The following is a 1,672-nucleotide window of genomic DNA, read 5'->3' as shown; positions in this document are numbered from 1 at the left end:
GCTCCTAACCGTTACTTTATTATGGAAGAACATATTTTCACATGTATTACAAATGAAGGTGAACAAGCAGTCACTAAACTTGCTAGTCAAATGTACGGGGAGTTTTATTACGCTTTATTATTAAATTTATTTCATAAAGTTGTTTTATTAAAGATGGCAAACGCTTATGCCGAGTTAAATATTGAACAAGATACAAATGAAATAGAGAAATTAATTTATTCAATAAATTCGTTTACAGCTAATTATTTTTCTTTAGAATTAGTATCCCAATCACAAAGTGAAGATATTTTCTTTCGTCTAAGAAAACTTTTTAACATTGAAGTACTGTACACGAACGCGAAACAAAATCTCGATAGTTTATTTAAATATCAAGAAAATGTTGCTTCAAAAAAAGATAGCCTCTTATTATTAATTTTAACGCTCTACTCTGTTGTAGGCCAAATGTTAGGGTTTACTATGATTGATCTTTTAAGAAACACCGATTCAAACAAAATATCATCGCCTTTTGAATTTTTTGCTCTATTAATAGCGATTAGTGGCATAGTCATTTCACTTATTTTAGGTATACAAAGTTTATACCAATGGAGTGTACAACATAAACGAAGAAAAGCATGGGTAAAACAAACTGTACTTTCTGCTGTGAAAGAGAAGGATAGTACAAAGTAACTAAAAAACAGATGGCAGCACGATGCTACCATCTGTTTTCTATTATGCTTACTTACCTGCTTCGATTTTTTCTAATGTAGCAGCTACTTGCTCTTCTGTTAATTCGTGTTGCACGATATAACGATTACGTGGGTGTACACGACATTCATGAGAACATGCACGTAAATGTTTTGCTTCACTTTCTTGAGAACATAAAATTTTCTTGTTACATTCAGGGTTTGCACAGTTTACATAGCGCTCACAAGGTTCACCTGTAAAGTGATCTTTACCAACGATAACATGTTCTTTTTGGTTTACTGGTACAGCGATACGCTCATCAAATACGTAACATTGACCATCCCAAAGTTCACCTTGTACTTCTGGATCTTTTCCGTACGTTACAATTCCGCCATGAAGCTGGCTTACATCTTCATAACCTTCACGAACTAACCAACCTGAGAATTTCTCACAACGAATTCCACCTGTACAGTACGTTAAAATCTTTTTACCCTCAAGTGTTTCTTTATTTTCTCTAATCCAATCTGGTAATTCACGGAATGATTCAATATCTGGTTTAATCGCACCTTTGAAGTGTCCTAAATCAAATTCATAATCATTTCGTGCATCAATGATAACTGTATCTTCTTGTTTCATTGCCTCATAAAAATCTTTTGGTTCTAAATACTTCCCAGTAATTTCTTTCGGGTTAATGTCGTCTTCTAGACGAAGTGTAACTAACTCTGAACGAGGACGTACGTGCATTTTCTTGAATGCATGTTCATCCGCCTCATCAATTTTAAATACGATTCCAGCAAAACGTGGATCATTATTCATCGCTTCCACGTATTTTTCTGTTTGTTCAACAGTTCCAGAACAAGTTCCGTTAATTCCTTCTGTCGCTACAAGAATTCTTCCTTTTAACTCAAGTGATTTACAAAATTCTAAATGCTGTTCAGCAAATCCTTCTGGATTTTCAATTGTTGTGTACATGTAATACAGTAATACTCTATATGGTTTTGTAGTTGCC

The 1,672-nt window shown here is 33.9% G+C and carries 1 protein-coding gene and 1 pseudogene; one reads left to right on the top strand and one right to left on the bottom strand.

Translation table 11 applies throughout. The features are described from left to right. Window positions 1-666 (top strand): annotated as a pseudogene (locus tag AC1DTM_RS25450) (hypothetical protein); the annotation flags it as partial. 48 nt (window positions 667-714) lie between these two features. On the opposite strand, the gene trhO reads toward AC1DTM_RS25450, so the two are convergent. After that, the coding region (trhO, locus tag AC1DTM_RS25445) for an oxygen-dependent tRNA uridine(34) hydroxylase TrhO (RefSeq protein ID WP_477001186.1) at window positions 715-1,672 on the bottom strand (958 nt) is incomplete at its 5' end.

The organism is Bacillus sp. P4_D3 (assembly GCF_056401855.1).
This window is presented reverse-complemented; position numbering and strand designations above follow the sequence as displayed.